We start from the raw sequence: 443 nt of genomic DNA, 5'->3' as shown, positions 1-443 counted from the left end.
GGCGAACTCGCCGTAAGGACTAGCTGGTCGGTCATCGCGCTCTCCCGTCGTTAAGAAGAATGGCGTAATTCTCCGGCCAGCTAAGCCCGATCATTCCGTCATCCGCGGCATCAGTGCTTTCGCTGCTATAGACGTATATTGGCCGCGAAGATCCAGGGAGGTCGAGTTCGTAGGCATAGTAGCTGCCACGAAACACCAAACCGCGAACGCGTGCGCGGAGGCTATCGGCATCGGACTTGATACCGAGTCGCTCCGGCCGAACGGCCACGCGGACTGTTCCGGAGTTGGCGAGATACGGGGGGCCAGGCACTTTCACGACCGGGGAGTTCGGCAGAGCCAGTTCGATATTCCACTTGCCGTCCGTTGCGGGGCCGGAAACTTTCCCCTCGAAGATGTTCGCGGTGCCGAGCAACTCGGATACAAACTGGCTGTCTGGCCGCTCG

Annotated in this window: 1 protein-coding gene; it reads right to left on the bottom strand. The window is 60.3% G+C overall.

All coding sequences use genetic code 11. From position 1 onward, the window contains the following. Positions 1–31: 31 nt before the first annotated feature. Positions 32–443: TOBE domain-containing protein (locus D7W79_RS42735; RefSeq protein WP_120530804.1), on the bottom strand; the 412-nt coding region annotated here is incomplete at its 5' end.

The sequence above is a fragment of the Corallococcus exercitus genome (assembly GCF_003611585.1).
Taxonomy (GTDB): Bacteria; Myxococcota; Myxococcia; order Myxococcales; family Myxococcaceae; genus Corallococcus; species Corallococcus exercitus.
Note: the sequence above shows the minus strand (reverse complement) of the source record. Positions and strands in the feature narration are given on the sequence as shown.